We start from the raw sequence: 26,671 nt of genomic DNA on the forward strand, positions 1-26,671 counted from the left end.
CCCGTCCGCTCTACCTTGGCGGCGTCCATTCGCAGGTGCGAAACGGGACAAGCGCACGAGAGACCTGCCGATGAAGATCGCCGACGTCCGCCGCACCGCCTACTCGATGCCGCTCACCAACCCCTCGTTCCCGCCGGGGCCCTACCGTTTCATCGACCGCGAATACATGATCATCACCTACCGGACCGATCCGGAGGCGCTCGCGAAGGTGGTGCCCGAGCCGCTCGAGATCACCGAGCCGGTGGTGAAGTACGAATTCATCCGCATGCCCGATTCCACCGGCTTCGGTGACTACACCGAGACCGGACAGGTCATCCCGGTCCGTTTCAACGGCCAGGAGGGCGGCTACGTCCACTCCATGTATCTGGACGACGAATCCCCCATCGCTGGCGGGCGCGAGCTGTGGGGCTTTCCGAAGAAGTACGCCCAGCCGAAGCTGAAGGTGGAGACCGACACGCTGGTCGGCACGCTCCATTACGGCAGCGTGCTCTGCGCTTCCGCGACCATGGGCTACAAGTGGGTGGCCGGCGACAAGGAGAAGATCCTCGCCTCCCTGCTCACCCCGAGCTTCCTGCTCAAGATCATCCCGGACGTGGATGCCACGCCGCGCATCTGCGAGCTGGTGAGCTACTATCTGGAGGACATCACGCTGAAGGAATGCTGGGTCGGGCCCGGCGCCCTCGGCCTGTTTCCCCACGCCTTGTGCAATGTCGCGGCCCTGCCGGTGCTGGAGGTGCTCTCCGCCGTGCACATCAAGGCTGATCTCACCCTCGGCATGGGCAAGGTGGTCTACGACTACATGAAGGAAAACGGCGCCTGACGTCCGGCTTCCGGCGGCGTCCTGCGCGCCGCCGGTCGAGGGAAACAACTTCAAAGAAGGTGAGGGCGATGACCGACGCTGCCAACCAGCGCTCCAGCGAGCTGTGCGATATCATCGACGAGTACAAGCGCGTGGCGCTGGTGTTCCAGGGCGGCGGGGCGCTCGGCGCCTATCAGGCCGGCGTCTACGAGGCGCTGTCGGAGGTCGGGTGCGATCCGAACTGGATCTCCGGCGTGTCCATCGGCGCCATCAACTCGGCCATCATCGCCGGCAACGCGCCGCAGGACCGGGTGACGAAGCTCAGGGACTTCTGGGAGACCATCACCTCCCAGCGCATCCTGCCGATCAACCTGGAAGGCGACATCTTCCGCCAGTGGCGCAACCAGCTCAGCGCCACCCGCACCATCCTTCAAGGCCAGCGCGGCTTCTTCACCCCGCGCTTCCCCAATCCCTGGCTGCTGCCCTCGGGCGCTGCCGGCGCGACCTCCTTCTACGACACCGCCCCCCTGCGCGAGACCCTGCTGCGGCTCGTGGACTTCGACCGCATCAATTCCCGCGAGAAGCGCTTCTCGGTGGGCGCGGTGAACGTGCGCACCGGCAATTTCATCTATTTCGACAATCAGGAGCACAAGATCGCGCCGGAGCACATCATGGCCTCCGGCGCGCTGCCGCCCGGCTTCCCGGCGGTGAAGATCGACGGCGAGTTCTACTGGGACGGCGGCGTCGTCTCCAATACGCCGCTCCAGTTCCTGCTCGACCAGCCGGACCACCCCAGCGCACTGGTGTTCCAGGTGGATCTGTTCAGCGCCCGCGGACAACTGCCGCGGGACATGTTCGACGTGTCGGAGCGCCAGAAGGACATCACCTATTCGAGCCGCACCCGCTACACCACCGATGTGTTCCGGCGGGTTCAGGATTTGCGCTCGAAGCTGTACGACGCGCTCCAGCGTATTCCCGAGCAGCTGCGGACGGAAGAGGACATCGCCCTCATCGACGATTATGCCAGCTCCGGCCCGGTCAACATCTGCCACCTGATCTATCAGGAAAAGACCTACGAGCGGGAATCCAAGGACTACGAGTTCTCGCAGACCTCCATGCGCGAGCACTGGCAGACCGGCTACGAGGACACGGTGAAGACGCTTCGGCAGAGGGAATGGATGCGGAAGCCGGACGATTCCATCGGCATCGTCGTGCATGACATCCACCGCCTCTCCGAGTGAGCGGCGGGCGGCGCGAGAGGCGGCCGGCTCAGAGGAGGCCGCGCGCCAGCATGTAGGTGCCGAGCAGGCCGAGGCCGGAGAAGAAGATGCGCCGGAACATCTGCGGCGAGGCCGCCCGGCGCACCATGGCGCCGAGCTGCATGCCGATGAAGGCCGGCAGCAATGCCGCCGCGGAGGCGAGCGCCGTGGCGGGATCGGCCAGCGCTCCGCCGCCGTCGCCCGGATGGAACAGCACCACGGCAAGCGCCGTGGTCGAGACGATGAAAGTGAGCCCGAGGGCCTGCACCAGATCATCCCGCGCCAGCCCCAGAGACTGGAGATAGGGCGCCGAGGGCATGACCGAGACGCCGGTGGTGCCGGTGACGAGGCCGGTGAGGAAGCCCATCACCGGGGACAGCCACGGCTCGTGCCGCTGTGGCACCTTCAACTGCACCGAGGACAGGCCCAGCGCGCCATAGGCCAGCAGCGTCGCGCCGAGCACCGGCTGCGCGGCGGGCGAGGCGAGGCCGCCCAGCAGCAGGCCGCCGGTGAGCGTGCCGGCCGCCACCATCACCATCATCCAGAAGAAGCGCCGGGCGATGGGCAGGATGTTCGGCCCGGTGAAGTATTGCCAGAAATTGGTGACGGTGGAGGGGAGGATCAGCAGCGCAGCCGCCTCGGGCGGGGCAAGGAACACGCTGAGCAGCCCGATGCCGACCGTCGGCAGGCCCATGCCGATGACGCCCTTCACCATGCCCGCCAGCACGAGCACGGCGAAGCCGACGGCGATCAGGCCCAGGTTCACGGAGGAGACGGCGGCGGCCGCCGTTTCGATCACAGGATTGGACCCGGCCGCATTAGAATTCGGCGTCCAGCTCTTCCAGCTCTTCCGGCTCGGAGATCGCGCCGTCGATCCACTCGCGAACCAGCGGCAGCGCCATGATGCGGGCGCGGTAGGCCTCGCATTCGGGGTCGAGCTTCACGTCGTAGGTAGTGAAGCGCGAGCAGACGGGCGCATACATGGCGTCGGCCAGCGTCGGCGTCGCGCCCATCAGGAACGGACCGCCGTGGGCGGTGAGGCAGCCGCGCCAGATGGCGGCGATGCGCTCGATGTCCGCCTGCGCGCCGGCCCAGACCTTGAAGCCGGGATAGTGCGCCTTGATGTTCATCGGCAGCGCCGAGCGCATGTTCGCGAAGCCCGAATGCATCTCGCCGGAGATGGAGAGGCAGTGGGCGCGCACCGCGCGGTCGGCGGGCAGCAGCCCGGCCTCGGGGAAGACCTCATTGAGGAAGGAGGCGATGGCCAGCGTGTCCCACACCGTCACGTCCTCGTGCACCAAGCGCGGGACGAGGAAGGAGGGCGACAGCAGCAGCAGCTCCGCCTTGGCGTCGGGATCGTCGGTCGGCACCCGCTCCTCATCGAAGGAGAGGCCGGCCATCCTGCACAGCAGCCAGCCGCGCATGGACCAGGAGGAGTAATTCTTGCTGGAGATGGTGAGCGTCGCCATGCCTGTCCCGTGCCTCGGATTTGCGATCCCTGACCTGACCGTTCCCCTCGACCCTTCCGCCTTTGTTTGCTCTTGGCGCATGCTTGTTCTTGGCGCAGCCGGCGGCTTCGACTTTGGTCGGGCATCCGGCGCGGTCGCTCGGCCTTCGGCCCTGCTGCTAAGGATGCGTGTTGCAATGCACCACGCATAGCTCCAATATCAACTTAACAGGTACATCCGTTCAGGCTTGCTGCAAAGCGGAAAGCTGGGCCTGCGACAACTACTTAATGCTTCCGCCGGCCGTCGGGGGCCGGGCGTGGGGGACGCGGAGCAGAAGGACCTTTCGGCATCATGCTGCAGACTTCTTCCAGGTTCACTCCTCTGGCACCGCGGTGCCGGACGGTCCGGCGCACGCTGCCATGATGTACTCCGCCTATCAGGCTCAGGCCGACCTCATGAGCCCGATGAGGTTCTTCGCCAGCCTCGCGCGGCAGACCCTCAACGGCCCTCTCGTCAATGGATACGGCCATCTCGGCTTCCGCCAGCTTGCGGCCGCCTACGAGCTCATCGAGCGTGCCGGCCTCTCCCATGGCCGGCCGTCTTTCGGCATCAAAACGGTTGAAGTCGGCAATCGCGAAGTTCAGGTGACGGAGGAAAACACCGCCGTCCTGCCCTTCGGCACCCTCCTGCGCTTCAAGAAGGACGTGGACATCGCCCAGCCGCGCGTCCTCGTGGTCGCGCCCCTGTCGGGTCATTTCGCGACGCTGCTCGTCAACACCGTGAAGACGATGCTGCCGGACCACGACGTCTACATCACGGACTGGCACAATGCCCGCGAGGTGCCGCTCTCGGCCGGTCCCTTCGGCTTCGACGATTATGTCGAGCACGTCATCCGCTTCCTGGAGATCATGGGGCCGGGCGCCCATCTCGTGGCGGTGTGCCAGCCGTGCGTGCAGTCCCTCGTCGCCGCGGCGGTGATGGGGCAGGAGAAGAACCCGGCGGTGCCGGCCTCCATGACGCTCATGGCCGGCCCCATCGACTGCCGCATCAACCCCACCAAGGTGAACGAGCTGGCGACCTCCAAGCCCATCTCGTGGTTCGAGAAGAACTTGATCTCGACCGTGCCGAAGGGCTTTGCCGGCTCGGGGCGGCGGGTCTATCCCGGCTTCCTCCAGCTCACCGCCTTCGTGAGCATGAATTACTCGCGCCATGTCAAGGCGCATCTCGACCTTTACAATGCCCTCTCGGAGGGCGACGAAGAGAAGGCCGAGTCCACCAAGGCCTTCTATGACGAATATTTCGCCGTGCTGGACCTTGCCGCCGAATTCTACCTGGAGACCGTGCGCTACGTGTTCCAGGAATACCGCCTGCCCAAGGGCGAACTGACCTATCGCGGCCGGCCCATCGATTTCCGCGCCATCCGCAAGACGGCGCTGCTCACGGTGGAGGGCGAGCGGGACGACATCTGCTCCATCGGCCAGACCATGGCGGCGCAGGACATCTGCTCGGCACTGCGTCCGCACAAGAAGCGCCACCACATGCAGGCGGGCGTCGGGCACTACGGCGTGTTCTCGGGACGCAAATGGGCCAGTCAGGTCTATCCCATCGTCCAGAACCATATCCTGGCCAGCGATTGACCGGCGGGCGGCTGAACCCAAGCATCTGAACCGCAAGCATCTGAACGGCAAGCACCTGAATGGTTCGTGAGCGGACGTTGGGGCATGGGTTGCCAACCCCTGCCTGCAACGGTACGCGGGCAGGGTCAAAGGATCGTCCGGCCCACGGACGTGCCACCGCGCGGATCTGCCCCGTGATTTGCCCGTCAACTCGCCCGTCAACCTGCCTGCCGACATCTCCCCCGCTCCGCTCCCTGCTGCAGCCGTGACCGCGGCCGCATCTTCAGCCGGGATACGGCTCCGGGATCATCCTGCCTTCATCCTGTTCTGGATCAGCCGGGTCTGCTCGGCCCTCGCCTTCCAGATGCTGGGGGTGGTGGTGGGCTGGCTGGTCTACAGCCTCACCGGCAGCGCCGCGGCCCTCGGCCTCGTCGGCCTCGCGCAATTCCTGCCGATCCTGTGCCTGACCCTGCTGGTGGGCCATGTGGCCGATACCTTCGACCGGCGGCGCATCGTGCTGGCCTGCCAGACGCTGTCGGCGCTTACGGTGGGCGCCCTCGCCCTTGCGGAGGGCTCCGGCCATGCCGGCCTCCTGCCGATCTATGCCGCCGTCGTCACCATCGGGGCGAGCCGCGCCTTCGAGGCACCCACCATGGCGGCGCTGCTGCCCCGCCTCGTGCCCGGGGAGGTGCTGCCGCGGGCGCTGGCGGTGGCCTCCTCCGCCATGCAGATGGCGACCATCGCCGGCCCGGCCGTGGGCGGCTTCGCCTATATCTTCGGTCCCGCCGTGCCGCTGACGCTGGCGGCAGCCTGCTATGCGGTGGCGGCCGGCTCCATGGCCTTCATCCGCCATGTCCATGCGCCGGGGCCGCGCAGCGCCGTGACCCTCGAGACCCTGCTCTCGGGCCTTTCCTTCATCCGCCGCAGCCCGGTGGTGCTGGGCTCCATCTCCCTCGATCTGTTCGCGGTGCTGCTCGGCGGCGTCACCGCGTTGCTGCCCATCTATGCCGGCGAGATCCTGCATGTGGGAACGCAGGGCCTCGGCGCCCTGCGCGCCGCGCCGGCGGTGGGGGCGGTGCTCATGTCCATCGTGCTGGTGCGCCGGCCGCCGACGCGCCAGGTGGGACACGTCATGTTCGCCGCCGTGGCCGTGTTCGGGCTGGCGACGGTGGTGTTCTCGCTCTCCTCCAGCTTCCTTTTGTCGCTGGGCGCGCTTTTCGTGCTGGGCGCCGCGGACAATGTGAGCGTGGTCATCCGCTCCTCGCTGGTGCAGCTCTCCACGCCGGACGAGATGCGCGGGCGGGTCAGCGCGGTGAATTCCCTGTTCGTCGGCACCTCCAACCAGCTCGGCGAATTCGAGTCCGGCATGGTTGCCGCGCTCATCGGCGCGGTGGGGGCGGGGGTGGTGGGGGGCGTTGGAACGCTCATGGTCGTGGCGCTGTGGACGCGGCTTTTTCCCGCGCTCTTCCACGTCGATGCCATGCCGGTGAAAGTCGAGACCCGGCGCTGAGCCAAGCCCTGCCGCTGCTTGGTTTGCCGGCTTTGCTCAAGCTCTTCGGTTGACGCCGGGCTGCGCTTTTCCCATGGTGCGCCCGCCCGCGCTTGCGCGCGGCGTCTACACCCACGCCGCGCCCTTGCGCGGCATCGTTTCCACGCCGCGCCGATCCCACGGGTTCCCCCGTTTTCGCGCGTCCTGTGACTTTCGCGGCGCCGTAACGAGCCGGCGCCGCCACCCCGAGGAGTGTTTCACCATGAGCGACTGGCCGGTCCACGCAAAGATCGACGGCCCCATCGTGATGATCGGATTTGGCTCCATCGGCAGGGGCACCCTGCCGCTCATCGAGCGCCATTTCGATTTCGACCGCGAGCGCATGGTGGTGATCGATCCGGTGGCGGACCACCGCAAGCTGCTTGATTCCCGGGGCATCCGCTTCGTCCAGTCGGAAGTGACCGCCGAGAACTACCGCGACCTGCTGACCCCGCTGCTCACCAACGGCACAGGCCAGGGCTTCTGCGTGAACCTCTCGGTGGACGTGTCCTCCATCGCCGTGATGGAGCTCTGCCGCGAACTTGGCGTCCTCTATGTGGACACCGTCATCGAGCCCTGGAAGGGCTTCTATTTCGACGAGGCCATGCCCACCGCCGCGCGCACCAATTATGCGCTGCGCGAGAGCCTCCTCGCCGCCCGCCGCCGCAATCCGGGCGGCACCACCGCGGTGTCCACCTGCGGCGCCAATCCGGGCATGGTGTCCTGGTTCGTGAAGCAGGCGCTGCTCAACGTCGCCGCTGATACCGGCCTCGACCGGCCCGAGCCGACCACCCGCGAGGAGTGGGCGCAGTTCGCCCGCGCAGTGGGGGTGAAGGGCATCCACATCGCCGAGCGCGACACCCAGCGCGCCCGCGAGCCGAAGATCATGGGTCAGTTCTGGAACACCTGGTCGGTGGAGGGTTTCGTCTCCGAGGGCCTGCAGCCGGCCGAGCTCGGCTGGGGCACCCACGAGAAGAGCCTGCCGCCGGACGGTCGCACCCACGAGGCGGGCTGCGGCGCGGCCATCTACCTGCTCTCCCCCGGCGCCGCCACCCGCGTGCGCTCGTGGACGCCGACCCCGCAGGCCCAGTACGGCTTTCTCGTCACCCACAACGAGGCCATCTCCATCGCCGACTACCTCACGGTGTGCGACGGCGATCAGGTGGTCTATCGCCCGACCTGCCACTACGCCTATCACCCCTGCAACGACGCGGTGCTGTCGCTGCACGAGATGTTCGGCAATGGCGGGCACTTCCAGGAGAGCTGGAAGATCCTCGACGAGCACGAGATCGTCGACGGCATCGACGAACTGGGCGTCCTGCTCTACGGCCACGCCAAGAACGCCTACTGGTTCGGCTCCCAGCTCTCCATCGAGGAGACGCGCGAACTCGCCCCCTACCAGAACGCCACCGGCATGCAGGTGACCTCCGCCGTGCTCGCCGGCATGGTGTGGGCCCTGGAAAACCCCGAGGCGGGCATCGTCGAGGCCGACGAGATGGACTTCCGCCGCTGTCTCGAAGTCCAGACGCCCTACCTTGGTCCGATGATCGGCACCTATACGGACTGGACGCCCCTCACCGGACGCCAGAAGCTGTTCCCCGAAGATCTCGACCTCGAGGATCCCTGGCAGTTCAAGAACATCATCGTGCGGTGAGGCCTGCGGAGGCCTCCCGCTGAAAGGGGAGACCTCCCATGGCTGTCCATGCTGCCCGTGTCCGGGAGATGGCCCTCGCTCTGCCCGAGGCGAGCGAGGCGCCGCACGTCGATCGCAAGGCGTTCCGCACGCCGCGCAAGATCTTTGCGACATTGGGGCCGAGCGGGCTCGACCTCAATCTGATGTTTGATCCCGACCTGCGCGATTTCTACTGCGAGCAGGTGCCCGAAGCCTTCGCGCCGGTTCCGGGCGGATGGGGGCGGATGGGCGCCACCCGCTGCGACCTCACGGTGGTGGACGACGCGACGCTCGCCTCGGCGCTTCAGGCGGCGCACCGCCTCGCCGCACCCAAAGCCAAGTCGAAGCCCAAGCGGCGAACGGCTTCGGAATCTGAGTCCTGACCCGGAAACAAAAATCCCCGGCTCGACGAATCGAGCCGGGGATCTTGTGGTTGGCTGTCGCGGACGCGTCAGGCGGACTTCAGCAGCGCCGGCGCCAGAAGCTCTGCCAGAGACGGCAGGGCGATGCGGGTGCCCGTGGGGCTGATGAGGCCGCGGGCGTCATCCAGCGCACCGGCCTTCAACTCCAGCGCCAGCAGTCGGTTACGATCATAGGCGCCGGGCATCCACAGCTCGCCGGTCTTCTCCGCGGAGAAGCCGAAGCGCTCGTAATAGGCCGCATCACCCACCAGCAGAATGGCGCCGTGGCCCTTGGCCCGAGCGATCTCGATGGAGGTGCGCATCATGGCGCCGCCGAGCCCGTGGGCGCGGAACCAGGGATGGACCGCGAGCGGGCCGAGCAGCAGCGCCGGACGGGCGGGGCCCGCCGTCACGTTCCACAGCCGCACGGTGCCGGCCAGACGGCCATCGGGGCCGTGGGCGGAGAAAGCGAGGCCTTCCGCCGGCAGGCGGCCCTCGCGCAGACGCTCGGAGGACTTGGCCTTGCGCCCCTCGCCCATGCACAGGTCGAGCAGGGCCTCGCGGGGGGCCACATCTTCCACGGATTCAAGCACGATCTCGGTCATCGGCAGCTCCTTGCGCCAACGTGAGAGGTGAAGAAGCCCGTCCCGGCCGGAGTGCGGCCAGGGAATACCTTCGGGGACGGGTGCGGAAGACGAGGGGACACATCCCCTCCTCATGCCCCGGACGGCGTCATGCCAGTGCCGGGGGACCTTCTGCGGCCGGGTCGCGGAATACGCTCGGGCGCCGCGCGGGCAGTTTTACGCGGCTTCGCTCAAGCGCCGCGCGGGCTTTGATCTTCGGGCGGGAGCCGCCCTCAGATCACGTAGGACTTCAGCGGCGGGAAGCCGTTGAACGCCACCGCCGAATAGGTGGTGGTGTAGGCGCCGCACGCCTCGATGATGATCTTGTCGCCGATCGAGAGCGAAAGCGGCAGCTCGACCGGGGTCTTCTCATACATCACGTCCGCGGAATCGCAGGTCGGGCCGGCGAGAACGCAGGGGGCGGTGTCGTCGCCGTCGCGCGGGGTGCGCAGCGGGTAGCGGATCGCCTCGTCCATCGTCTCGGCGAGGCCGCCGAACTTGCCGATGTCGAGATAGACCCAGCGCATGGCATCCTGCTCGGACTTCTTCGAGATGAGGACGACCTCGGTCTCGATCAGGCCGGCATTGCCCACCATGCCGCGGCCCGGCTCCATGATGGTCTCCGGGATGGCGTTGCCGAAGTGGCGGCGCAGGGAGGCGAAGATCGCCTCGCCATAGGAGATGGCGCCCGGCACATCCTGCAGGTAGCGGGTGGGGAAGCCGCCGCCCAGATTGACCATAGACAGCGAGATGCCCCGCTCGGCGCAGGCGCGGAAGATCGTGGCGGCAGAGGCGAGCGCGCCGTCCCAGGCGTGCACGTTCTTCTGCTGCGAGCCCACATGGAAGGACACGCCATAGGCGGCGAGGCCGAGGCGATGGGCGTGCTCCAGCACGTCCGCGGCCATCTCCGGCTCGCAGCCGAACTTGCGGGACAGCGGCCACTCGGCGCCGGCACCGTCGCAGAGGATGCGGCAGAACACCTTGGCGCCGGGGGCGACGCGGGCGATCTTCTCGACTTCCTCGTAGGAATCGACCGAGAACAGGCGCACACCCAGCTTGAAGGCGCGCTCGATGTCGCGCTCCTTCTTGATGGTGTTGCCGAAGGAGATGCGCTCGGCACTCGCGCCGGTGGCGAGCACCATGTCGATCTCGCCGGTGGAGGCGCAGTCGAACGAGGAGCCCAGCTCCTCCAGCGCCTTCAGGATGGCGGCATCGGGGTTGGCCTTCACGGCATAGAACACGCGGGTGTCCGGCAGCGCGCGGGCGAACGAGAGATAGTTGGTGCGAACCACGTCGAGGTCCACCACCACGCAGGGGCCATCCTCTCGCCGGGTACGCAGGAATTCGCGGATGCGATCGGTCATGGATACCTCCCCGTGACCTGAAGCCAGTGAAGCGCAGGGAACTGCGCGACGACAGGACGGACGCTCCTTCTGGGAGAGCCCGGGGCACGCGCTCGCATTCGCCCGGCGATGTGGACACGCCGACCGTCTGCGGGCCGTACCCGCTTCGCCGGGGCTTTACCCGGCCGCATCATCGGACCGAACGGCAGCAGAACCGCCCGCTTGGCCGCAAGGCAAAGCAGGAGCGAGGACGACTGCGCACGATTGGAGAGGGAAGTCCCGCTCCGCACGGCCGGCAAGATGTAGTGCCTCTTTAGTAACGCCGACCTTTGGAGGGCCGACCGAGACCAAAAAAGCCCTTACGTCGTTGCTTCAAGTCACGTCCCCCGCATTGAGGAGCGGGGTGGGCCGGTTCCCTCCGGCTTGTCGATCGTCCTGGCAGCTTTCCGGCCTCTTGTCCGGAGATCCTACCGACCGACACGCGACCACAGGCACGTGCGAATTTGGGCAACGCGGATTTAGGGGATTCGGCCCGCCCATGCAAGGGGCAATTTGATGAAGATCAGTGCAGCGGCGCAGGGCAGGTCTGAGCCGCTCGCAATGCTCTCCGGGCGGGGGGCCCTCGCCGCTCATTTTCAGGTGCCAACCTCGGGCGAAAGCTTGCCGTCACTCTCTTCCGCGCCGCCTGCTGCGCTGCGGCATTTGTGCAGTTCTGGCCGTGGGTTGCGCCGGATCGCCGCGCGTCGCGCTCGGCTCTTGATTGGCATCAATACAAGGAGCAAGGTTGCAGCATAATCTTAGAACAATGAGGATCCACCCGCGATCCCGTCTGCCGCCGCAGGGTTCGGAATGATCTACGATACCTTCTTCGCCGACGCCATCGACGCCCTGCGCAAGGAGCGCCGCTATCGCACCTTCGCCGAGATCGAGCGCGACGCCTCGCACTTCCCGCGGGCGGTGTGGCACTCGCCGGGCGGTCCGCGCGACATCGTGGTGTGGTGCTCCAACGACTATCTCGGCATGGGCAGCCATCCCGACGTGGTCGCCGCCATGTGCGACGCGGCCAAGGCGCGCGGCGCCGGCGCCGGCGGCACCCGCAACATCTCGGGCAACAGCCATGAGATCGTGATGCTGGAGCGCGAGCTGGCCGACCTGCACGGCAAGGAATCCGGCCTCGTCTTCACCTCGGGCTACATTTCCAACGCCACCGGCATCTCCACCATCGTCAAGCTGATCCCCGACTGCGTGGTGATCTCGGACGAGCTGAACCACAATTCCATGATCGAGGGCGTCCGCCACGGCGGCCGGCAGAAGGCCATCTTCCGCCACAACGACCTCGACCATCTCGAAGAGCTGCTGAAGGCGGCGGGCGACCGGCCCAAGCTCGTGGTGTTCGAGAGCGTCTATTCCATGGACGGCGACATCGCCCCCATCGGTGCCATCTGCGATCTCGCCGAGCGCTACGGCGCCATGACCTATCTCGATGAGGTGCACGCGGTCGGCATGTATGGCGGGCGCGGCGGCGGCGTCGCCGAGCGTGACGGCGTCATGCACCGGGTGGACGTGATCGAGGGCACGCTGGGCAAGGCCTTCGGCGTGGTCGGCGGCTACATCACCGGCAAGCGCCTCGTCATCGATGCCGTGCGCTCCTACGCGCCGGGCTTCATCTTCACCACCGCGCTGCCGCCGGCGATCGCCGCAGCGGCTACCGCATCGGTGCGCCACCTCAAGACGTCGCAGGCCGAGCGCACCGGTCAGCGCACCCAGGTGGCCAAGGTCAAGGCGGCGCTGGCCGCCGCCGGCCTGCCGCAGATGGAGACGCCGACCCACATCGTCCCGGTGATGGTGGGCGACGCCAAGGCCTGCAAGATGGCGAGCGACCTGCTGCTCGCCGAGTACGGCATCTACATCCAGCCCATCAACTACCCCACCGTGCCGCGCGGTGCCGAGCGCCTGCGCATCACCCCCACCCCGTTCCACGACGACGCGCTCATCGCCCATCTGGCGACCGCCTTGTCGGACGTGTGGGAGCGGCTGGAGCTGCCTTACGCGGACCGGGTGGCGCAGCACACCGCCTCGCGCAGCACTGCGGCCGGCCCGGCGCCGATCCCGCTGCCGGTGGCCGGCGGCTGACTCGATCTCTCCCCGATTGAAAAGCCCCGGCCGTGTGCCGGGGCTTTTTGTTTTGGAGCCTTAGGCGGGCGTGCCGATGGCCTTGCCGTCTGGCCCGAAGAAGGGATGCGGTCCGGAAAAGCTGCCGATGAAGCTGCGGTGGGTCACGAGCCGTCCCTCCGCGAACAGGTGCAGCGAAAGGCTGGGCGGCTCCATGTGGAAGGTGGGCGGCGCGTCCGGGTCCAGCGCGAGGCTCACCGAATGGGCCGGCGCCGGGGCGATGGTGGCGGCGATGCCGGCGAAGGTGGTCGTCACCGCCCGATGCACATGGCCGCAGGTGAAGCCCACGACCTGCGGATGCCGCCGCAGCACGGCCTCCAGCGCCGCGGCATCGAACAGGTTCTGCACGTCCATGTGGCGGATGCCGGTGAGGAACGGCGGATGGTGGGCGCAGACCAGCGCCGGCCGGTCCGGCGCGGCGGCGAGCGCCGCATCGAGGAAGGCGAGGCCCTCGTCGTCCAGCGTGCCATGGGGGCGCCCGTAGACGGTGGAATCGAGCATCACCAGCCGCAGCGGGAAATCCTCCACCACATAGTTCACCCGCCCGCCCGCGCAGCGCGCCGCGATCTCGGGAAAGGCGGCGAGCAGCCCGCCGGAGCTGTCGTGATTGCCGGGCACGGGAAACAGCGGCAGGCCGAGGGGCGCGACGAGGGCGCGGAAGCGGGCAAATTCCTCCGGGTCGTCGAAATCGGTCAGGTCGCCGGTGACGATCACCGCGTCGGGCCGGGGATCGAGGGTGAGGATGTGCGCCACCGCCGCTTCCAGATAGGTCGCAGTGTCCACCACCCCATAGGCGAGCGTGCCGGGGCGGCGGATGTGGGTGTCGGTGAGCTGGGCGATCAGCATGGGTCAGGCCAAAGTGTAGCGGTTGGCATCGAGGGCAAGGCCGATGGCCGCGCCGGCACTCAGGGGCAGGTCGGCGGGCGCCTCGGCGATGATGCGTGTTCCGTCGCCGGCATTCAGCGTCACACGCTGGCGTGGCCCCTGAAACTCCACCTGCGTCACCTGAAACACCAGCGTCGCGTCGGCCGGGCTCACGAGGCGCACGGCCTCGGGGCGGAACAGGAGACGCGCCTTGGCGCGATCCGGCGCCGCGACCCGCAGGATGCCGGCGGCAGTCTCGAAACGGCCGTTGCGCACGATGCCCTCCAGCCGGTTGGTGATGCCGACGAAGCCGGCGACATAATCGTCCGCCGGCTGGAAGTAGACCTCCCGCGGCGTGCCCACCTGGGCGATGGCGCCGTTCTTCATCACCACGATGCGGTCGCCCAGCGCCAGCGCCTCGGCCTGGTCGTGGGTGACATAGACGGCGGTGATGGCGAGGCGGCGCAGCAGCGCGTCGATCTCGCTGCGCAGATGCTCGCGCAAGGCGGCGTCGAGGGCGGTCAGGGGTTCGTCCAGCAGCAGCACGCGCGGCCGCACGGCAAGCGCGCGGGCGAGGGCCACGCGCTGGCGCTGGCCGCCGGAGAGCTGGTCAATGCGCCGCCCGGCCAGCGCCTCGATGCGCATCATGGCGAGCACGGAGGCCGCCTGCGCCCGCCGCGCGTCCGTTGCCACGCCGCGCACGCGCAGGCCATAGGCCACGTTGTCGATGACGCTCATGTTCGGAAACAAGGCGTAGGACTGGAACACCATGCCCACATTGCGCTTCTCGATGGGCAGGGCCGTCACGTCCGCCCCGTCGAAGGCGATGCGCCCGCCGGCGTCGGGCGTCTCCAGCCCGGCGATGAGGCGCAGGAGGGTGGTCTTGCCGCAGCCGGAGGGGCCGAGCAGCACCAGCGTCTCGCCCGCCTTCACCTCCAGATCCACGGGCGAGAGCGCCCGCGTGCCGTCCGGATAGGTCTTGCCGCAGCCGGTGATGGAAATGGCGGCGCCGGTGGTCATCGCGCGCTCCCCGTGGTGCGGCCGAGCAGCTGGAGGGCGAGGAGCAGGGGCACGATCATGACGAAGAAGACCAGAGTATAGGCGCTCGCGATTTCGAGGCGCATGGAGGCGTAGCTGTCGGCGAGGCCCACCGGCAGCGTCTTGGTCAGCGGGGTGTGCAGCATCCAGGTGAGGTTGAATTCGCCGATGGAGAGCGTCACCACCATCAGTGCCCCAGCGAGGATGCCGCCCTTCGCGTTGGGCAGCACCACATGGAAGAAGCGCTGCAGCGGCGAGGCGCCCAGCGACGCCGCGCCTTCCTCCAGCGAGCGGATGTCGACGGCGGCGAGCACCGCCATCACCGCGCGCAGCATGAAGGGCAAAGTGTAGAGCACATGCCCGGTGAGGATGAAGGCCGGGCTCATGCGGAATTCGCGGATAGCGCCATAGGCGAGGATGAGCGCCAGCGCGAGCGCGAGGCCGGGTACCGCCACCGGCAGCGTAACCACCTCCTCCACGATGCGGGCAAGCCGCGAGGGGCGCCGCACCAGCGCCCAGGCGGCGGGCACGGCGAGGACGAGCGTCGCCGCAAGCGTGCCGAGCGCGATGCCGATGGAGAGCCAGATGGTGCCCGAATAGAGCGCCAGCACCTGCTTCACCCAATCGAGCGTGAGGCCGGAGGAGACCCCGCGGAAGTAATTGGCCGTGAAGCCGGCGAGGATGGAGGCCCCGGCCGGCACCATCAGGAAGGCGGCGGCCAGCAGCGTCACGAACAGCTGGAAGGCGAAGGTGAGGCGATGGACTTTCATGACGCGCCTCAACCGGCCGCCGCCACGCCGCCACCGGCGAGGTTGCGCGAGAGGGCGAGCACCGCCCAGGTGATGAGGCCGAGGGCGATGGAGAGCGCGGCCGCGGTGGCGAAGTTCGCGTTGAGGGTGAACTCCGTATAGATCGTCATCGCCAGCACATCGATGCGCGTCGCCAGCGTGAAGGCGGTGCCGAACGCCCCCATGGCGGTGGCGAAGGCGATGGCGCCCGAGGCCATCAGCGCCGGGGCTATGCCCGGCAGCGTCACGTCCCTGAGCACCTCGAAGCGCCCCGCGCCGAGTGAGCGGGCGGCCTCTTCCAGCGCCGGATCGAGCTTCTCCACCGCCGCCATGAGGGTGACGAGCACGCGCGGCAGGGAGAAATAGACATAGCCGGCGAACAGGCCGGCCATGGAATAGGCGAACACCCATCGCCCCATGCCGAGACCCATGGAGAGGCTGGCGAGGAGCCCCTGCCGGCCAGCCAGCAGGATCACCATGAAGCCCACCACCACGCCGGGAAACGCCAGCGGCAGGGTGAGGCAGGAGACCAGCAGCGGCCGGCCCCAGAAGCGGTTGCGGGCGAGGAACAGGGCGACGACGGTGCCGATGGCGAGGGTCGCCGCCGTCACCGCCGCCGAGAGGGCGAGGGTCGCGACGAGCGTTGCGAAGTGCCTCGGGTTGGTGAGGATGGCGACATATTCCGCCATCCCGTTGGGGCCGGACCCCGCGACGCCGACGAGCCGCACCATGGGCAGCAGGAAGAAGGCCGCCACGAACAGGAACAGCGGCAGCAGGAACAGGCGGGCGAGGCGATCGGCGCTGTGCATGGCTTCAGGCGAACGCCCGCCTCACTTCACGTTGTTGAGGTAGGCGTCGGAGAAGGCCTTCTGCGCGGTCTCCATGCGGGCATAGTCCACGGGCTTCGCGCGGGCATAGTCCGCAGCCGGCAGGAAGCGGCTGGCGATTTCCGGCGGCAGCGCGATGTTGCGGGCGGGGCGCAGATAGGCCTTGGCCCACATGGCCTGTCCCTTGTCGGAGAGCACGTAGTCGAGCACCTTCTTGGCTGCCTCGGGGTGGGGCGCGCCCTTCACCATGGTCATCACGTAGGGGACGACCACGGAGCCCTCGCAGGGGATGACGAAGGCGAAATTGCCCTTCTCGTTGTACTTCGCGCGGTAGGCGTTGAAGTCATAGTCGAACAGGATCGGGATCTCGCCAGAGACGACGCGGGCGTAGGACGTCTGCTTGGGCACGATGGGCTGATTGGCCTGGAGCTTCTTGAAGTATTCGATGCCCGGCTTGAAATCGTCGAACGAGCCGCCCATGGCGCCGTTGACCGCCACCGCGCCCACATAGCCGACGAAGGCGGAGGTGGGGTCGAGATAGCCGACGAGGCCCTTGTACTCGAGCTTCAGCAGGTCCGCCCAGCAGGCCGGCACCGGCGCGCCGCCCAGCGCATCCTTGTTCACGAACAGGCCGAGCGTGCCGGAATGAATGGTGAACCAGTTGCCGTCCTTGTCCTTCAGGCCTTCGGGGATGTCGGCGAAACCCTTGGGCTCGTAGGGCTGGGTGACGCCGGCATCCTTCGCCTTGATGCCGAAAGTGACGCCGAGATAGGCGACATCCGCCACCGGGCTTGCCTTCTCCGCGAGGATCTGGGCGAGGGACTGGCCGGAATTCTTGTTGTCCTGCGGCACGTCGATGCCGGTGTCGGCCTTGATGGCCTTCAGCATGGCGCCCCAGTCGGCCCATTCGGGCGGGCAATTGTAGCAGATGGCATCCGCCGCCGCGGCCGGGCGGGCGGGGGCGATGGCTGCCACGGCGGCGAGCGCCAGAGCGGAAAGCGTCACGGCAGAAAGGGTCTTGAGGGGACGCATGGCGGGCCTCATGGGGTGGGCAGGGACGGTGGGGTGGGGTCTTGAACGCGGGTTCGCTTCGGCGCGGCGGCAAGGGTGCCCCCGGGCCGCAGGCTGAAGGGCAGGCGCTCTACCCGGGGGGCGGCGCCGGTCTCGATCATCTCGAACAAGAGTTCCACCGCCTGCTCGCCCATGCGGCGTGTGGGGGTGTCAACGGTGGCGAGGCTCGGGCTCATGGCCCGGCCGAGGGCGATGCCGTCGAAGCCGGCCACCGACACGTCGTCCGGCACGCGGATGCCGAGGTCGCGCAGCGCGCCGGTCACGGAGAGGGCGAGCAGATCGTTGGAGCACAGCGCCGCGGTGGGGGCGGAGGCCCCGCCGAACAGTCCGGCGAGGGCCGCCGCATGGCTCGGGGCGTCGCCCAGATAGTCGAGCTCCAGCGGCGCTGCGGCATCGAGCCCGGCCTTCTCCATGGCCGCGCGATAGCCCTCATAGCGCCGGAGCGAACGGTCGGATGTGGCGAAGCGGCCGGCGAGATAGGCGATGTTGCGGTGCCCGGCCGCGATCATCGCGTCGGTGAGGGCGCAGGTGGCCGCCGCATTGTCCACGCAGACGGCGGCACGGGCATCGGTGTCCGGCTCGTTGTGGACGAGCACGAAGGGGATGCTCTCCGCTTCAAGCAGGTCGAGGGTGGCGTTGTTCTCGGCGCAGGCGACGGTGAGCACGAGGCCGGCCACGTTCTGCGCCACCAGCGTTTCCACCAGCTCCGCCTCGGCGGCGGGGTCGTAATCCGTGGCGGTGAGCAGGAGGGTGTGGCGGCGCTCGCGGGCCGCCGCCTGCATCCCCGCCACGGAGGCGGCGAACACCGGATTGGTGAGGCTCGGGATCAGGACGCCGAGGGTGCGGGTCTTGAGCGTCTTCAGCGCCCGGCCGATCTCGCTGGGGCGAAAGCCCAGCTCGTCGATGGCCGCACGGACCCGGGCCTCAACTTCGGCGCTGGTCGGCGCCGAGCGGTTGATGACGCGGCTGACCGTCGCGATGGAGCAGCCTGCGCGCTCGGCGACGGTCCTGATGGTGACGATGCGCGGCACATCCGACCCCGGTGGGCTCCAATGGAGCGTGAAACCGTTTTCAGATCAATAGGTGCAACGCGCGACAGGCGTGTGACGGGCCCGGCGGGGGCCTGAAATGCGGACAGCGGGCGTGCCGAGGCACGCCCGCTGCGGGGAAGGGAAGATCAAGGGCGGCGAGATTCCCTTCCTTCTCGTGACCTCACGGACGCGCAGGGGGCGGCGGGAGGTGATCGGGGTGGCCGCCGAGCGGCGCGCCGGGGGGCGGCGGAGGCGGTGGCAGAAGTGCGAATTCGAGGCGGCCCAGCTTCTCGATCTGGTCGGGCGAGAGGCGCGTCTTCAGGGCGTCCACGGCCTTGAGGAGCCGGGTTCCGGCCTTGCCGGCCTCCTCGCTGCGCGCGCCGAACGCGGTGACGAGGGAGAGCGGCGCGGCACCGGGCTGAGGCGGCGGCGGCGGGGGCGGCAAGGCCTCCTGCAGCGCATCGGTGAAGTCGCGCCAGGCGTCGAGTTGATTGGCGCGGATACCAAGAGCGGTTTCGGCGGCGGCGAGGTTGCGGGCGAGGCCCAAGGGACCACCAGCCGGGGCGCCGGCAGGACCACCAGCAGCCGGCCCGCGGGGCGCGCCAGGCGGGGCGAAGGGCATCGGCGGATTATCCGGCCCGGCCGCGCGCTGGTCCGGCCGGGCGAGCTGGTCGTCCACCTTGGCGTATCCCGGTGAGGACACAATGAAGCCGGCGAGTGCCAGAATGCTGAGCGTTGCTCCGGCCAGGAGCAGGGCCCGGAAACTCTGGCGCGGCGTCTTCCGTATCGGTGCGTTGCACGTCATGGCGTGCCTCCTGTCCATCAGGTTGACGCGAGGATGGAGGCGGCTCGTAGCCAAATGAGGTCGGGGGGGTATCGCTAGATGTCCCGCCGGGCTGATTTTGTAACGCAATGTTGCCGGCCGCCCCGTGGCAATGCTGGGAAGCAAGGAGGCGTGCGGTGGCGGGGCCGGCGGGCTAGCATCGTGCAGAACGGAGGAGCCGGTGCAACAGGACGGTCCGCACATTCTCGTCGTCGATGACGATCTCGAAATCCGCAAGCTGCTCAGCCGCTATCTCGCCGTCCAGGGCTTCCGCGTGACGGCTGCCGGCGATGGGCGGGAGATGGAAGAGAAACTCACCACCCAGCGCATCGATTTCGTGGTGCTGGACCTGATGCTGCCCGACGCCTCCGGCCTCGATTTGTGCCGCGCCCTGCGCGCCCGTTCGCGGGTGCCGGTGATCCTGCTCACCGCCCTGAAGGAGGACGTGGATCGCATCATCGGCCTTGAAATCGGGGCGGACGACTATCTCGGCAAGCCGTTCAATCCGCGGGAGCTGGTGGCCCGCATCCGCGCCGTCCTCAGGCGCACCAGCGTCACCGATCCCGTCTCATCCGCCGTCCGCGCCTATGGCTTCGCCGGCTTCCGCGCCGAGCCGGACCTGCGCCGCGTCACGGCGGCTGACGGCGCGGAGGTGCCCCTCACCGGGGCTGAGTTCGACCTGCTGATGGCCTTCCTGGAGCGGCCCGGCCGCATTCTCTCCCGCGACCAGTTGCTCGACATCACCCGCGGGCGGGAGGCCGGCCCGTTCGACCGCTCGGTGGACGTGCTGGTCAGCCGGCTCAGGCGCAAGCTCGGCGACCAGGGCGCGTTCCAGATCCTGAAGACGCTGCGCAACGGCGGCTACCAGCTCTCCGTGCGGGTGGACGTGGAGGACGCGCCGTGAGGACGCTGCGCGCCCAGGTCACCGCCATCCTCGTGGTGGCGGTGCTGGTGGTGATCGCGCTGGCCAATGGCGCGTCCTTCTTCATCGCCCGCCCGAACTGGCCACCGTTCGGATCCAGGGGCAGCGCGACGGCGATCCTGGATGCGGTGGCCCTGGCCACGGCGGTTCCGCCCGATGCCCAGGTTCCCATCCTGAGGGCATCGCCGCCCTCGGGCATGATCGACGAGATGGAGACGCAGCGCCTCGCCGAGGCCCTCGCCCGGCTCGGCCAGCCGCATCCGGTGCGCGCCGTCCTGCCGCCCGGCGGTGAGCCTCGCGTCACGGCAGTTGGCCTGCCTGACGGCCGCTGGCTGATCCTCTCCGGAACCGGCATGCCGACCCCGCCTCCTGGCCCGCCCGGCGGCGCGATGGGCTTTGCGGTGTGGCTTGCTTTCATGATCCTCGGCGTCACCGGGGTCGTCATCCTCGCCGTGCACCGCCTCACCCGGCCGCTGGCGCTGGTGGAGGAAGCGGCGCGGCGCATCGGACCTGACGGCGAGCTGCCCGTGCTGCCCGAACGGGGGCCGACCGAGGTGCGTGCCGCGGCCGCCGCCATCAACCGGCTCTCGGCGCGGCTGAAGGCCTCCATGGACAGCCGGATGCGCATCGTCGCCGGCGCGGCCCATGATCTGCGCACGCCACTCACGCGCATGCGCCTGCGTGCGGAATTCATCCCGGACGAGGAGGAGCGCGGCCAATGGCTCTCCGATCTCGCGGAGCTGGACCGCATCGCCGACAGCGCCATCCGCCTCGTGCGAGAGGAGGTGGAGGGCGGCACGCTGGAGACGGTGCGCATCGACCGCCTCGCCGCCGACGTGGCGATGGAACTGAAGGAGATCGGGCTCGACGTCGCCCTTCTCGCCGGGGTGCCGGCCTATGTCGCGGGACGGCCATTGTCGCTCAAGCGCGCGGTGCGCAACCTCGCGGTCAATGCCGCCACCCATGGCGCGAGCCTCGGCGGCGGCGCGCGGCTCGCCGTCAGCGCCGATGCGGAGCGGGTGGTGCTGGTGATCGAGGATGACGGCCCCGGCATTCCCGAGGCCTTGATGGGGCAGGTGTTCGAGCCGTTCTTCCGGGTCGATCCGGCGCGGCAGGTGAAGATCCCGGGAGCGGGCCTCGGCCTCGCCATCGCCAATGAGATCATCGGCCGCCATGGCGGGCGGCTCACCCTCTCGAACCGTCCCGGGGGCGGCCTGTTGCAGCGGGTGGAACTGCCGGTGGCCGAGGCGGGGCAGGGCGCCGACGATTGACCGGCAGCCCGGCCGCTTTCGGCCGGACGGATCCCAGGGAGAGGCCGGGGCCGGCCTCTCCGTCCCAAGCCTCAGCGGGTGGGGACCGGCTTCTCGCCGCGATAGTCGTAGAAGCCACGCTGCGTCTTGCGGCCGAGCCAGCCGGCTTCGACATACTTCACCAGCAGGGGGCAGGGCCGGTACTTGGAATCGGCGAGGCCCTCGTGCAGCACCTGCATCACCGCGAGGCAGGTATCGAGGCCGATGAAGTCGGCAAGCTGCAGCGGACCCATGGGATGGTTCGCGCCAAGCTTCATGGCGCGATCGATGGAATCCACCGAGCCCACGCCCTCATAGAGGGTGTAGATGGCCTCATTGATCATCGGCAGCAGGATGCGGTTGACGATGAAGGCCGGGAAGTCCTCGGCCACCGCATAGGTCTTGTGCAGGCGGGTGACGAAGGTCTTGGACGCCTCGAAGGTCTCGTCGTCGGTGGCGATGCCGCGCACCAGCTCGACCAGCTCCATCAGCGGCACCGGATTCATGAAGTGAATGCCGATGAAACGCTCCGGCCGGTCGGTTGCGGCGGCGAGGCGGGTGATGGAGATGGAGGAGGTATTGGAGGCGAGCAGCGTTTCCGGCTTCACCACCTGGCAGAGCCCGGAGAAGATCTTGCGCTTCACCTCTTCCCGCTCGGTGGCCGATTCGATCACGAGGTCGCAGTCGGCGAGGTCCTCGGTCTTGTCCGCGGCGACGATGCGGGCGAGGGCTTCCTGCCGGTCGGTCTCGGACACGGTGCCCTTGGCCACCTGCTTGGCCATGTTGCCATTGATGGTGGCGAGGCCGGAGCGGATGCGGTCGGGGTCCGCGTCGTTCAGCGCCACGTCGTAGCCGGCGAGCGCGCACACGTGCGCGATGCCGTTGCCCATCTGGCCTGCACCGATGACCCCGACCTTCTTGATCTCGATCGGCATGATTCTCTCGTTTCGCCTTGTTGCCGGTGACCGGGGCGGGCCTCCCCGAAACTGCGGCCGGTGGTTGTCCGGCCGCAGCCAGAGTGATCCTATCCCTTAACCTTGGCGATTTCCGCCTTGAGTTCAGGGATGACGGTGTTGATATCGCCGACGAGGCCGTAGTCCGCCACCTGGAAGATGGGGGCCTCCTCGTCCTTGTTGACGGCGACGATGACCTTGGAGTCCTTCATGCCGGCGAGATGCTGGATGGCGCCGGAGATGCCGAGGGCGACGTAGAGCTCGGGGGCGACGACCTTGCCGGTCTGGCCCACCTGCCAGTCGTTCGGGGCATAGCCCGCATCCACCGCGGCGCGCGAGGCGCCCACCGCCGCGCCCAGCGCGTCGGCCAAAGGCTCGATCAGCTCGGCGAACTTCTCCCGCGAGCCCACCGCGCGGCCACCCGACACGATGATCTTCGCGGCGGTCAGCTCGGGACGGTCGGAAGCGGCGATGCTCTCTTCCACGAAGGTGGAGAGCGCCGGGTCGGACGCCGCGCCCACGGTCTCGATGGCGGCCGAGCCGCCCTCGCCGGTGGCGGCGAAGGAGGCGGTGCGCACCGTCACCACCTTCTTGGCGTCGTTGGACTTCACGGTCTGGATGGCGTTGCCGGCATAGATGGGCCGCTCGAACGTGTCGGGCGCCACCACCTTGATGATGTCGGACACCTGCATCACGTCCAGCAGCGCGGCGACGCGCGGCAGCACGTTCTTGGCGCTGGCGGTGGAGGGGCCGACGATGGCGTCGTAGGCGGGCGCCAGCGAGACGACCAGCGCCGCCAGCGGCTCGGCCAGGCGGTGCGCATAGAGCGCGTCGTCGGCCAGCAGCACCTTCTCGACGCCCGAGAGCTTCGCGGCGGCCTCGGCCACGCCCTTGGCGTTCTGGCCGGCGACCAGCACATGCACCGGCGAGCCCATGGCGGCAGCGGCGGTGAGGGCCTTGGCGGTGACGCCGTTGAGGGCCGAATTGTCGTGTTCGGCAATGAGCAGAACGGCCATCAGATCACCCCCGCCTCATCCTTGAGCTTCGCCACCAGCTCGGCCACCGAGCCCACCTTCACGCCCGCCTTGCGGCCGGCCGGCTCGGCGGTCTTCAGCACTTCGAGCCGCGGGGCGACGTCGACGCCGTAATCGGCCGGCGTCTTCTCGGCGATGGGCTTCTTCTTCGCCTTCATGATGTTGGGGAGCGAGGCGTAGCGCGGCTCGTTGAGGCGCAGGTCCGTGGTGACGATGGCCGGGCCGTTGAGCTTCACGGTCTGCAGGCCGCCGTCGATCTCGCGGGTGACGAGCGCGCCGCCGTCCTCCACCACCACCTTGGACGCGAAGGTGGCCTGAGGCCAGCCCAGCAGCGCCGCCAGCATCTGGCCGGTCTGGTTGCAGTCGTCGTCGATGGCCTGCTTGCCGAGGATCACGAGGCCGGGGGCTTCCTCGCCCACCACGCCCTTGAGGATCTTGGCGACGGCGAGCGGCTCGACCACGCCGTCGGTCTTCACCAGGATGCCGCGGTCGGCGCCCATGGCGAGAGCGGTGCGGAGCGTCTCGGAGGCCTGGGCCGGTCCGATGGACACGGCAATCACCTCGGTCGCCTTGCCGGCTTCCTTGAGGCGCAGCGCCTCTTCCACCGCGATCTCGTCGAACGGGTTCATGGACATCTTGACGTTCGCAAGCTCGACGCCCGTACCGTCAGACTTCACCCGGACCTTTACGTTGTAATCCACCACCCGCTTAACGGGCACCAGGATCTTCATCGACACGCGCTCCCCGTTCCCGAAATCTCGACCGGCGGTCGCTAAATCCGCCGATGATCGTGACTTCCGCTCTTATCCCTGCATTGCAGCATTTCTTGCGGGCGGGCAACGTAGGAGGGGCCAGAAAGTGTGTCAACGCTCGCTCCGGCGCGGCGTTCGGACGCCCTGTGCGCGGATGCTTGGCACGCCGGAGGGATCGCGATCGAACAGGGCGACGCCCGGCCGGCGCATCAGCGCCACCAGAACGGCTCCGGCGAGGAAGCCGCCCACATGCGCCCACCACGCCGTCTCCTGGTCCGAGCTCGACAGGATCTGCCACACCTGAAGGCCGAACCAGGCGCCGATGGCCCAGTAGGCGGGTACCCGCAGAGGGATCTTCATCAGCACCAGCGCCCACAGGCGGATGTTCGGGTGCAGCACCAGATAGGCCGCGATCATCCCGGCCACCGCCCCGGACGCCCCGACCAGAGGCGCCTCCGAGCCCGGTTCGGCCACCACATGGACCAGCCCGGCGATGACCCCACATAGCAGGTAGAACAGGAGGAAGCGGCCATGGCCCATGGCGTCCTCCACATTGTCGGCGAACACCATGAGGAAGGCCATGTTGCCGATGAGGTGCAGCCATCCGCCATGCAGGAACATGTAGCTGACGAGGGTGAGGGCCGGCGGCAGCCGCTCGTACCCCTCGGGAAGGATGGCGACGCCGCTGACCACGGCGGGAATGGCGCCGAAGCCGAGCACCCCGGCCTCGCTCACCGGCCCGAACGCACCACGCTGGAGCGCGACGAACACGAACACGTTCAGCGCCACCAGCCCCCAGGTGACGTAGGGGCGGCGCACATGCTCCAAGGGATTGGTGTCGGCAAGCGGAACGAACATCACACGGTCCCGGGGACCCGTCCGCCGCCTGCGGCCGTCCTGTCCCGTGGCGGCAAGCTTAGAGCATTTTCCCGCGGGGTGGATACCGTCCCGCGGGAGGAAAATGCGTTGGCTCAATAGCCTAGGGCGCTTTTCCGATTCGGCGGAACGGGGACGCGCTCTGACGCGGACGGCCGCGCCTTGGCCACGGAGCCAGCGTCAGGTCCGGCGCCTTCAGCGACTTTTGCCCGGCACCCACAGCACGTCCGCCGCGCCGCGGGCGTTGGCATAGCGGCCGGCGACGAACAGCAGGTCGGAGAGCCGGTTCACATAGTGCAGCGCCGGCGCGCCCACCGCGCCCTCTCCCACCGTGCCTTCGCTCTGGTGCGACAATGCGACCATGATGCGCTCGGCCCGGCGGCACACCGTGCGGGCGAGATGGAGGTGGGCAGATGCTGCGGTGCCGGCCGGCAGCACGAAGGAGGTAAGGGGAGAAAGCTCGGCGTTGAGGAGATCGATATCCTCTTCCAGCCGCGTCACCTGCGCGGGGACGATGCGCAGGCTCGCGCCTTCCTCCTCGTTGGCGGCCGGCGGTACGCAGAGGTCGGCGCCGAGGTCGAACAGGTCGTTCTGGATGCGCACCAGAATGCCATCGAGCAACGGCTCGCCGGAGAGATGGAGGCGCGCGATGCCGAGGGCGGCGTTGGTCTCGTCCACCGCGCCATAGGCCTCGACACGCAAATCGTACTTGGGCACGCGCTTGCCGGTGCCGAGGCCGGTGGTGCCGTCGTCGCCGGTCCGGGTGTAGATCTTGTTCAGCTTGACCATGGCCGTCAGCGGCCCATGGCGAAGATGGTGGCCATCACGATGATGATGGCGAGGAACTGGAACAGCACCCGCATCTGCATCAGCTTCTGCGAGCGCTGCGGCGAGCCGCCCGAGGCGAAGTTGAACAGGCCGAGGAAGAGCACCCCCGCCACCAGCATCAGCGCCAGCGGGATGAACAGATAGACCGACCAGTGCACCATCTTCGTTTCCTCCCGGCGCTCAGTTGAGCACGGCGATGCCGGCATTGAGCGTCGAGGCGTAGCACACCCAGACGAGATAGGGCACCAGCAGCCAGCCGGCCGTGCGGTCCAGCGGGAAGGTGGCGCGCAGCGTCAGCGCCAGCAGCACCACGAGGCCGATGATGATGACGAGGCCGGCGTGGATCGCGTGCAGGCCGAAGAACACCGGGGACCAGATGAAATTGAGCGCCAGCTGCGTCAGGAACAGGCCGATGGCCACGGTGCGCGCGGAGGAGGGGGGCACCTTGTCCCACAGCCGCCAGAGGCTCACCGCCATCATCAGATAGAGCAGCGTCCAGACGATGGGGAAGGCGGCGTTGGGCGGCGTCCAGCCCGGCTTCACCAGACCTTGATACCAGGCGGGGATGGCCGGAGAGGTCACCGCCCCGCCGACAGCGCCCACCGCCAGCATCAGCACGAGGCAACCGGCGAGCCGCAGCCGGGAGACGGCGCAGGGCGAGAGCGAGCGGGGGGAGGTCACGGACATGTGGAAGCACCTTTCCACCGCCGGCCA

Annotated in this window: 27 protein-coding genes; 9 read left to right on the forward strand and 18 right to left on the reverse strand. The window is 68.4% G+C overall.

The window, feature by feature from the left end; translation table 11 throughout:
- The first annotated feature begins 70 nt into the window (after nt 1-70).
- Both XAN126_RS0101240 and XAN126_RS0101245 read left to right on the forward strand, forming a co-directional pair.
- The gene (locus XAN126_RS0101240) at nt 71-820 is read left to right on the forward strand and encodes an acetoacetate decarboxylase (protein WP_024276781.1); all 750 of its coding nucleotides are present in this window, start codon (nt 71-73) and stop codon (nt 818-820) included.
- Between the two features lie 68 nt (nt 821-888).
- Entirely contained in the window at nt 889-2,040 is a 1,152-nt protein-coding gene (locus tag XAN126_RS0101245; protein ID WP_024276782.1) for a patatin-like phospholipase family protein, read from the forward strand.
- Between the two features lie 28 nt (nt 2,041-2,068).
- Here XAN126_RS0101245 and XAN126_RS0101250 read toward each other — a convergent pair whose 3' ends face one another.
- Together XAN126_RS0101250 and XAN126_RS0101255 are read right to left on the reverse strand one after the other, a co-directional pair.
- Nucleotides 2,069-2,857 (reverse strand): sulfite exporter TauE/SafE family protein, encoded by a 789-nt coding sequence (locus tag XAN126_RS0101250; protein WP_245272193.1) that lies wholly within the window; start codon nt 2,855-2,857, stop codon nt 2,069-2,071.
- Between the two features lie 19 nt (nt 2,858-2,876).
- On the reverse strand, nt 2,877-3,527 hold the full coding sequence (locus XAN126_RS0101255; protein ID WP_024276784.1) for a glutathione S-transferase family protein: 651 nt from the start codon (nt 3,525-3,527) through the stop codon (nt 2,877-2,879).
- Nucleotides 3,528-3,925: 398 nt separating this feature from the next.
- Between XAN126_RS0101255 and phaZ the strand changes: the two genes are divergently transcribed.
- The 4 genes from phaZ (at nt 3,926) to XAN126_RS0101275 (ending at nt 8,705) form a co-directional block, all read left to right on the forward strand.
- Complete coding sequence (gene phaZ / locus XAN126_RS0101260) at nt 3,926-5,143, forward strand: polyhydroxyalkanoate depolymerase (protein WP_024276785.1); 1,218 nt, start codon at nt 3,926-3,928, stop codon at nt 5,141-5,143.
- Nucleotides 5,144-5,387: 244 nt separating this feature from the next.
- Nucleotides 5,388-6,632, forward strand: a complete 1,245-nt coding sequence (locus XAN126_RS0101265; RefSeq protein ID WP_029876564.1) for an MFS transporter — start codon at nt 5,388-5,390, stop codon at nt 6,630-6,632.
- Nucleotides 6,633-6,873: 241 nt separating this feature from the next.
- Nucleotides 6,874-8,304 carry a homospermidine synthase gene (locus tag XAN126_RS0101270; RefSeq protein ID WP_024276787.1) on the forward strand — a complete coding sequence of 477 codons (1,431 nt, stop codon included), beginning with the start codon at nt 6,874-6,876 and terminating at the stop codon, nt 8,302-8,304.
- A gap of 38 nt (nt 8,305-8,342) precedes the next feature.
- Nucleotides 8,343-8,705, forward strand: a complete 363-nt coding sequence (locus tag XAN126_RS0101275; RefSeq protein WP_024276788.1) for an MmcQ/YjbR family DNA-binding protein — start codon at nt 8,343-8,345, stop codon at nt 8,703-8,705.
- 68 nt (nt 8,706-8,773) lie between these two features.
- Here the strand turns inward: XAN126_RS0101275 and XAN126_RS0101280 are convergent, their stop codons facing one another.
- Entirely contained in the window at nt 8,774-9,328 is a 555-nt protein-coding gene (locus XAN126_RS0101280; RefSeq protein ID WP_024276789.1) for an N-acetyltransferase, read from the reverse strand.
- A gap of 251 nt (nt 9,329-9,579) precedes the next feature.
- Nucleotides 9,580-10,710: a type III PLP-dependent enzyme gene (locus XAN126_RS0101285; protein ID WP_024276790.1), complete on the reverse strand. Its 1,131-nt coding sequence runs from the start codon at nt 10,708-10,710 to the stop codon at nt 9,580-9,582.
- A gap of 828 nt (nt 10,711-11,538) precedes the next feature.
- On the opposite strand from XAN126_RS0101285, the gene hemA reads away from it, so the two are divergent.
- Nucleotides 11,539-12,822, forward strand: coding sequence for a 5-aminolevulinate synthase (gene hemA, locus XAN126_RS0101290; protein WP_024276791.1), 1,284 nt, complete (start codon nt 11,539-11,541; stop codon nt 12,820-12,822).
- Nucleotides 12,823-12,882: 60 nt separating this feature from the next.
- Here the strand turns inward: hemA and XAN126_RS0101295 are convergent, their stop codons facing one another.
- The 7 genes from XAN126_RS0101295 to XAN126_RS26740 form a co-directional block, all read right to left on the reverse strand.
- On the reverse strand, nt 12,883-13,707 hold the full coding sequence (locus tag XAN126_RS0101295; RefSeq protein ID WP_024276792.1) for a phosphodiesterase: 825 nt from the start codon (nt 13,705-13,707) through the stop codon (nt 12,883-12,885).
- Nucleotides 13,708-13,710: 3 nt separating this feature from the next.
- Entirely contained in the window at nt 13,711-14,745 is a 1,035-nt protein-coding gene (locus XAN126_RS0101300; RefSeq protein WP_024276793.1) for an ABC transporter ATP-binding protein, read from the reverse strand.
- Nucleotides 14,742-15,533 carry an ABC transporter permease subunit gene (locus tag XAN126_RS0101305; protein ID WP_024276794.1) on the reverse strand — a complete coding sequence of 264 codons (792 nt, stop codon included), beginning with the start codon at nt 15,531-15,533 and terminating at the stop codon, nt 14,742-14,744. Before XAN126_RS0101305 ends, XAN126_RS0101300 begins: the two co-directional genes overlap by 4 nt.
- An 8-nt stretch (nt 15,534-15,541) precedes the next feature.
- A complete protein-coding gene (locus XAN126_RS0101310) occupies nt 15,542-16,360 on the reverse strand; it encodes an ABC transporter permease (protein WP_024276795.1) in 819 nt (272 codons plus the stop codon).
- A 21-nt stretch (nt 16,361-16,381) separates the two neighbouring features.
- Nucleotides 16,382-17,410, reverse strand: a complete 1,029-nt coding sequence (locus XAN126_RS0101315) for an ABC transporter substrate-binding protein (protein WP_024276796.1) — start codon at nt 17,408-17,410, stop codon at nt 16,382-16,384.
- Between the two features lie 8 nt (nt 17,411-17,418).
- Nucleotides 17,419-18,480, reverse strand: a complete 1,062-nt coding sequence (locus XAN126_RS0101320) for a substrate-binding domain-containing protein (protein WP_024276797.1) — start codon at nt 18,478-18,480, stop codon at nt 17,419-17,421.
- A gap of 181 nt (nt 18,481-18,661) precedes the next feature.
- Nucleotides 18,662-19,285, reverse strand: coding sequence for a hypothetical protein (locus tag XAN126_RS26740; protein ID WP_024276798.1), 624 nt, complete (start codon nt 19,283-19,285; stop codon nt 18,662-18,664).
- Nucleotides 19,286-19,484: 199 nt separating this feature from the next.
- On the opposite strand from XAN126_RS26740, the gene XAN126_RS0101330 reads away from it, so the two are divergent.
- Nucleotides 19,485-20,207 carry a response regulator gene (locus tag XAN126_RS0101330; RefSeq protein ID WP_024276799.1) on the forward strand — a complete coding sequence of 241 codons (723 nt, stop codon included), beginning with the start codon at nt 19,485-19,487 and terminating at the stop codon, nt 20,205-20,207.
- Nucleotides 20,204-21,496 carry an ATP-binding protein gene (locus XAN126_RS0101335; protein WP_024276800.1) on the forward strand — a complete coding sequence of 431 codons (1,293 nt, stop codon included), beginning with the start codon at nt 20,204-20,206 and terminating at the stop codon, nt 21,494-21,496. The genes XAN126_RS0101330 and XAN126_RS0101335 overlap by 4 nt, the downstream gene beginning before the upstream one ends.
- A 71-nt stretch (nt 21,497-21,567) precedes the next feature.
- Here XAN126_RS0101335 and XAN126_RS0101340 read toward each other — a convergent pair whose 3' ends face one another.
- The 7 genes from XAN126_RS0101340 to XAN126_RS0101370 form a co-directional block, all read right to left on the reverse strand.
- Nucleotides 21,568-22,449, reverse strand: coding sequence for a 3-hydroxybutyryl-CoA dehydrogenase (locus XAN126_RS0101340; protein ID WP_024276801.1), 882 nt, complete (start codon nt 22,447-22,449; stop codon nt 21,568-21,570).
- Between the two features lie 89 nt (nt 22,450-22,538).
- Nucleotides 22,539-23,483, reverse strand: coding sequence for an electron transfer flavoprotein subunit alpha/FixB family protein (locus tag XAN126_RS0101345; protein WP_024276802.1), 945 nt, complete (start codon nt 23,481-23,483; stop codon nt 22,539-22,541).
- A complete protein-coding gene (locus XAN126_RS0101350) occupies nt 23,483-24,232 on the reverse strand; it encodes an electron transfer flavoprotein subunit beta/FixA family protein (RefSeq protein ID WP_024276803.1) in 750 nt (249 codons plus the stop codon). The genes XAN126_RS0101345 and XAN126_RS0101350 overlap by 1 nt, the downstream gene beginning before the upstream one ends.
- Before the next feature lie 132 nt (nt 24,233-24,364).
- Nucleotides 24,365-25,111 (reverse strand): rhomboid family intramembrane serine protease, encoded by a 747-nt coding sequence (locus tag XAN126_RS0101355; RefSeq protein WP_024276804.1) that lies wholly within the window; start codon nt 25,109-25,111, stop codon nt 24,365-24,367.
- Between the two features lie 213 nt (nt 25,112-25,324).
- Nucleotides 25,325-25,918: a cob(I)yrinic acid a,c-diamide adenosyltransferase gene (locus XAN126_RS0101360; RefSeq protein ID WP_024276805.1), complete on the reverse strand. Its 594-nt coding sequence runs from the start codon at nt 25,916-25,918 to the stop codon at nt 25,325-25,327.
- Between the two features lie 5 nt (nt 25,919-25,923).
- The gene (locus XAN126_RS0101365; protein WP_024276806.1) at nt 25,924-26,118 is read right to left on the reverse strand and encodes a twin transmembrane helix small protein; all 195 of its coding nucleotides are present in this window, start codon (nt 26,116-26,118) and stop codon (nt 25,924-25,926) included.
- A 19-nt stretch (nt 26,119-26,137) separates the two neighbouring features.
- Nucleotides 26,138-26,644, reverse strand: coding sequence for a TspO/MBR family protein (locus XAN126_RS0101370; RefSeq protein ID WP_024276807.1), 507 nt, complete (start codon nt 26,642-26,644; stop codon nt 26,138-26,140).
- Nucleotides 26,645-26,671 lie beyond the last annotated feature (27 nt).

It is taken from the genome of Xanthobacter sp. 126, from assembly GCF_000526175.1.
GTDB lineage: Bacteria > Pseudomonadota > Alphaproteobacteria > Rhizobiales > Xanthobacteraceae > Xanthobacter > Xanthobacter aminoxidans.

Excerpts from the sequence above, each read along its gene's own strand:
- XAN126_RS0101240 (WP_024276781.1), top strand. The coding sequence starts at position 71 with ATGAAGATCGCCGACGTCCGCCGCACCGCCTACTCGATGCCGCTCACC.
- XAN126_RS0101245 (WP_024276782.1), top strand. The coding sequence starts at position 889 with ATGACCGACGCTGCCAACCAGCGCTCCAGCGAGCTGTGCGATATCATC.
- XAN126_RS0101255 (WP_024276784.1), bottom strand. The coding sequence starts at position 3,527 with ATGGCGACGCTCACCATCTCCAGCAAGAATTACTCCTCCTGGTCCATG.
- phaZ (WP_024276785.1), top strand. The coding sequence starts at position 3,926 with ATGATGTACTCCGCCTATCAGGCTCAGGCCGACCTCATGAGCCCGATG.
- XAN126_RS0101270 (WP_024276787.1), top strand. The coding sequence starts at position 6,874 with ATGAGCGACTGGCCGGTCCACGCAAAGATCGACGGCCCCATCGTGATG.
- XAN126_RS0101275 (WP_024276788.1), top strand. The coding sequence starts at position 8,343 with ATGGCTGTCCATGCTGCCCGTGTCCGGGAGATGGCCCTCGCTCTGCCC.
- XAN126_RS0101280 (WP_024276789.1), bottom strand. The coding sequence starts at position 9,328 with ATGACCGAGATCGTGCTTGAATCCGTGGAAGATGTGGCCCCCCGCGAG.
- XAN126_RS0101285 (WP_024276790.1), bottom strand. The coding sequence starts at position 10,710 with ATGACCGATCGCATCCGCGAATTCCTGCGTACCCGGCGAGAGGATGGC.
- hemA (WP_024276791.1), top strand. The coding sequence starts at position 11,539 with ATGATCTACGATACCTTCTTCGCCGACGCCATCGACGCCCTGCGCAAG.
- XAN126_RS0101295 (WP_024276792.1), bottom strand. The coding sequence starts at position 13,707 with ATGCTGATCGCCCAGCTCACCGACACCCACATCCGCCGCCCCGGCACG.
- XAN126_RS0101300 (WP_024276793.1), bottom strand. The coding sequence starts at position 14,745 with ATGACCACCGGCGCCGCCATTTCCATCACCGGCTGCGGCAAGACCTAT.
- XAN126_RS0101305 (WP_024276794.1), bottom strand. The coding sequence starts at position 15,533 with ATGAAAGTCCATCGCCTCACCTTCGCCTTCCAGCTGTTCGTGACGCTG.
- XAN126_RS0101310 (WP_024276795.1), bottom strand. The coding sequence starts at position 16,360 with ATGCACAGCGCCGATCGCCTCGCCCGCCTGTTCCTGCTGCCGCTGTTC.
- XAN126_RS0101315 (WP_024276796.1), bottom strand. The coding sequence starts at position 17,410 with ATGCGTCCCCTCAAGACCCTTTCTGCCGTGACGCTTTCCGCTCTGGCG.
- XAN126_RS26740 (WP_024276798.1), bottom strand. The coding sequence starts at position 19,285 with ATGACGTGCAACGCACCGATACGGAAGACGCCGCGCCAGAGTTTCCGG.
- XAN126_RS0101340 (WP_024276801.1), bottom strand. The coding sequence starts at position 22,449 with ATGCCGATCGAGATCAAGAAGGTCGGGGTCATCGGTGCAGGCCAGATG.
- XAN126_RS0101345 (WP_024276802.1), bottom strand. The coding sequence starts at position 23,483 with ATGGCCGTTCTGCTCATTGCCGAACACGACAATTCGGCCCTCAACGGC.
- XAN126_RS0101350 (WP_024276803.1), bottom strand. The coding sequence starts at position 24,232 with ATGAAGATCCTGGTGCCCGTTAAGCGGGTGGTGGATTACAACGTAAAG.
- XAN126_RS0101355 (WP_024276804.1), bottom strand. The coding sequence starts at position 25,111 with ATGTTCGTTCCGCTTGCCGACACCAATCCCTTGGAGCATGTGCGCCGC.
- XAN126_RS0101360 (WP_024276805.1), bottom strand. The coding sequence starts at position 25,918 with ATGGTCAAGCTGAACAAGATCTACACCCGGACCGGCGACGACGGCACC.
- XAN126_RS0101365 (WP_024276806.1), bottom strand. The coding sequence starts at position 26,118 with ATGGTGCACTGGTCGGTCTATCTGTTCATCCCGCTGGCGCTGATGCTG.
- XAN126_RS0101370 (WP_024276807.1), bottom strand. The coding sequence starts at position 26,644 with ATGTCCGTGACCTCCCCCCGCTCGCTCTCGCCCTGCGCCGTCTCCCGG.